General features: G+C 40.7%; 4 protein-coding genes. 1 reads left to right on the top strand and 3 read right to left on the bottom strand.

The features are described 5' to 3' along the window. Positions 1-74 precede the first annotated feature (74 nt). Positions 75-248, top strand: coding sequence for a hypothetical protein (locus NJ959_RS27325; RefSeq protein ID WP_254014914.1), 174 nt, complete (start codon positions 75-77; stop codon positions 246-248). Positions 249-582: 334 nt separating this feature from the next. On the opposite strand, the gene NJ959_RS27320 is transcribed toward NJ959_RS27325, so the two are convergent. From NJ959_RS27320 to NJ959_RS27310, 3 genes are all read right to left on the bottom strand, one after another. Further along, the gene (locus NJ959_RS27320; protein WP_254014913.1) at positions 583-792 is read right to left on the bottom strand and encodes a Nif11-like leader peptide family natural product precursor; all 210 of its coding nucleotides are present in this window, start codon (positions 790-792) and stop codon (positions 583-585) included. 393 nt (positions 793-1,185) lie between these two features. Further along, positions 1,186-2,229, bottom strand: a complete 1,044-nt coding sequence (locus tag NJ959_RS27315) for a 3'(2'),5'-bisphosphate nucleotidase (RefSeq protein WP_254014912.1) — start codon at positions 2,227-2,229, stop codon at positions 1,186-1,188. A 233-nt stretch (positions 2,230-2,462) separates the two neighbouring features. Further along, positions 2,463-3,359 (bottom strand): XDD3 family exosortase-dependent surface protein, encoded by an 897-nt coding sequence (locus tag NJ959_RS27310; RefSeq protein ID WP_254014911.1) that lies wholly within the window; start codon positions 3,357-3,359, stop codon positions 2,463-2,465. Positions 3,360-3,527 lie beyond the last annotated feature (168 nt).

Raw genomic sequence — 3,527 nt, 5'->3', positions numbered from 1 at the left:
TGGTACAGAAATGGGCGAGAAAAGAAATTTATACAGACGAGATCGTCGGCAACGTCAGATGTGTATAAAAGAAAGTGACAGAATTAGGCAATGAAGCCATTAGTTTAGGGCTAATTGCAGGTCACGGATATCGAGGTGGTAAATATGAAATCTTGCGTCAGGGGAAAGCTCTAATGATGTCGCCAGACGAAGCCCAGACTTACTTAGAAAACCTGATTAAAGATATTGGGACTTCATCAGTTTTATAAGTTAAAACATAAAACAAAACAAGATTATCAACTTTGGCAAGAAGGTTTTCATCCCCAGGCAATTGCGGACGAGGAAATGTTTATCCAAAAATTACATTAAATTCATAATAATCCCGTGCGACGCGGTTATGTTGATGAGCCATCTCATTGGCGTTATTCTAGTTATTGGAATTATCTGGAATTACCCAGTTTATTGATCGTATACCCCAATTTAGGAGACGATCGCACTCTTAAATGCGTCATAGCTTAACAAGGGGCTGAGAGCCAATTGTTAAGCTATGAAGGCGACTGGTATAATCAATCAGCTTAGATTAATTATTGTTTACAAACAGCCTCAAATACCCGGAATTTCCGATATTTTTCCCTTCAATTCTTCAACAGAGAAACGAGTCATCTCTTTCCATTCATCAATGTTGAAATCATAGCCCCTTTCTTGAGCCATTTTCACAAAGGTTTCGACATCAGGGGCGGTATTGAGTTCCTCTTTTAAGGAGGGATTGGCTAAAGAATCTCTAAAAAGTCTAGTAACTTGATCTTTTGGCATCTGTCTTCACTCCCATTGGGCTGTATAGTGCTAACCTAGCAAAGTTAATAACCAATAAGATAAATCTTAATTAAATTTAAAAAAAATTGTGAAAAATCTCACTTTTATTAAAAATCAACAATAATTACGCAAACCATCTATATGTAGGGTGCGTTAGCAAAGCGTAACGCACCATCTAGACTATTAATACTCTAGATGGTGCGTAAATCCTAATAAATGACAAGACTTACGCAAAATCTGTCACTAAACTCCATATATAGTAGGTGCGTTACATAACGCACCCTACAGATAGCCTAAATGCGTAAGTCCTAATAAATTAGCAAGACAAGGGGCTAATAGTCAATTATTCAGCCCATTCTCAACAACCAACAACAAACAACAAACAAACAATAACTAATAACTACTAGCGATTATCTTGGCGACAGCCGCTAATACAGCTTCGTGAATCTCACCATTGCTGGCGATAGTACCTTGATTATTGAATAGTTTTGAGCCGCAAGAGAAATCCAAAGGGCGACCATACATATCTGTAACTCTACCACCTGCTTCTTCAACTGCGATCGCACCCGCTGCATGATCCCAAATATTTTGCCGTTTGGGAGATGATAGAGGTGATGGGAGGCGAATGTAAAGTGCTGCTTCTCCTCGTGCGATTACACCGTATTTTGCCATGGAGTCGATCCGTAGGGAAGGGGTATTTAGTCCAACTACTTCACCTACTTGGGCTTCTAATGACATGTTTCCGTGACTTGACTCGACACTCTCTACCATCCGTAGGTGTAACTCGTCGAATACATTGCTATTTGTCTGAGGAGTGCGACAATTAACCCGAATTAATTTAGGCGATCCGCCATTTAGAGGTATCATTGTTGTACCTTCACCCCGGACTGCGACAAAGATAACACCTGTTTCGCTTTCTGGTTCTGCAAAAGTCAGGGGTAAAGCGGGACAACATAAGACACCAAGCTTGACTTCACTCCCCTCAACTAATGCTAATGCGATCGCGTATTGACCACCTCTGATATAACCTTTTGTGCCATCAATTGGGTCTATTGTCCAATAGCGATCTGAAATTGTACCATTTCCGCGATCGATCCAGTTTTTCACTGACTCAGGTGTAGCGATCTTAATCTGCCTCTTGACATAATCGGTTATTTGTGCTGCACCTTCCATCATTTCCGGTTCCTGCAATAAACCGGAATCTTCTTCTCCTACAACCGCATCATTGGGGAAAGCTTCTGCTAGTGCCTGACAAATTATTGCTTGTGCCCCAAAGTCGGCAATGGTAACGGGAGTGCGATCGGGTTTTGTGAAGTATTTCACCCTGTTTTGGTTTGCTCCTTCACTGACACTTTGTTCCCGTCGCACTGCTTGGCATAACTTAGCAGCAGCAGTTACGGCTTTTATTGCTATTTGTTTTTCTTGCTCATAGGACATAATTTGGGAAGTGGGGAGTAGGAAAGAGAGTTTTGAGTTTTGAGTTTTGAGTGAAAACTCTTCCCTGCCCCCTTTAGGGGAATGGGGAATGGGAAGTTTTCCGTGTAGGGGCGAGTCGCGACAATAATCTCTGGCAGTGACAAATAACCTTAATCGACTCGCCCTCTTGATCTGGATTTAGCTGTATTAGCCATTAGCCATTAGCCATTAGCCATTAGCCATTAGCCAGATAACTAGCAAATAACCTTAATTATTTTACTCGCTGCTAACCCCAAAGCAAATAGAACCATACCAATGATACCAGAGGGTTCGGGTACAGTTTTCACCTCTTCAACCTGCGGTTGTGACAATTGCCCTGTTAAAGCTATCCCATCATTTGCACATTCGGCAAGGAAATGAGCAATAAAATAACCACTAGGGAGTAAGCTTCTATTAAAACTGAAACCAATACTTTGGGAGCCTGTAGCATTAAAATAAGAAAAATCTAGTCCCAGTAAACTCAGTTCAGTATTATTGAGAAATACAATATCACCCACCTTATGTCCAGATGCAATATCATTCAGAATAGTCCAAGCTCCAGTTTGCTCAAAGTAGGGATTATCAATCGCTAAATCTGCCATTGAGGGTATGCCACCATTTGCCCTGACATAGTTGCTATACTGCTGTAAATTACTAAATCCAGAATTAGTCTGGGTAACATTTTTAGCGGTAACATTACTATAAACTCCCAGCTCTTTCACTCCAGAGTCATTGACTTGGGCAAAGCGGATGGCAAATAAGTCACTATTTTGACTGGCTGTATTGAAGTCTTGATTAGAGAAATTAAAGAATAAATCTCCATAGGCGATACTGCCATTGGTTGAGTCAATATCCTCATAACCAGTTAAGGGAAGATTAGCATTGATAGCGATAAAAATTCGCTCGTTATTTTCGTGCATCGCCAAGCCATAAAACTCAAAAGCACCATTAGTACCAATCACACCACCTGTCACCCCATCTGTTAATGAGTCAATGGCATAATTCCAGTCATTGTGTAGAGTACCTGCTTGGGCGACTTGAGTTGTTACAGATATAAGACAAAGGCTTGCTAAAGCTGTACCAAGTAATGGTTGTAGAGTTAGATTATTCATACTATACTATTCAAGATCTGAATTTTAAGTATTTAGCCCAAGGAGATAGGAGCGTGAGATAAGTCTAGACTGCCTGTGGCGGTTTTTGACTATAAACTTAATCAAGTTTTACATACTCTCATCTGGCGATCTAGAATAGAGAATGGGAGCATCCCACTTTGGCAAAGA

The sequence above is a fragment of the Limnofasciculus baicalensis BBK-W-15 genome, from assembly GCF_024178385.1.
Lineage (GTDB): Bacteria > Cyanobacteriota > Cyanobacteriia > Cyanobacteriales > Coleofasciculaceae > Limnofasciculus > Limnofasciculus baicalensis.
Note: the sequence above shows the minus strand (reverse complement) of the source record. Positions and strands in the feature narration are given on the sequence as shown.